General features: G+C 67.7%; 1 protein-coding gene. It reads right to left on the bottom strand.

Translation table 11 applies throughout. The annotated features are described in order from the left end of the window. Nucleotides 1–362 (bottom strand): ABC transporter permease (locus JHN45_RS52640; RefSeq protein WP_201056624.1); only part of this gene is annotated, 362 nt, incomplete at both ends.

Below are 362 nucleotides of genomic sequence, written 5' to 3'. Positions count from 1 at the left end.
ACTCCCCCCTGCGGACGCCACCCCAGCGCCAGCCCGACCCCTATCAGCACGACCAGCCCGATCGCCGACTGAAGCATGTCCGCGGCCGAACGCCCCACCAGAACCGCTCCGTCAGCCATCGGCAGGGACCGGAACCGGTCGATCACCCCCTTGTTGAGGTCCTGGGTGACGGCAAGCATCGTGCCCTCCAGCCCGAAGGCCATGGTCAACGCGAGCATCCCGGGAACCAGATAGTCGACGTAGGCACCCTCGACCGCCCGCCCACCGCCGATCAGATAGCCGAACATCAGCAGCAGCATCACCGGGAAGACGAGACTCACCACGACCTGCACGGGCTGCCGCGCCCAGTGGGCGAGTTCACG

The sequence above is a fragment of the Streptomyces sp. MBT53 genome, from assembly GCF_016654115.1.
Lineage (GTDB): Bacteria > Actinomycetota > Actinomycetes > Streptomycetales > Streptomycetaceae > Streptomyces.
This window is presented reverse-complemented; position numbering and strand designations above follow the sequence as displayed.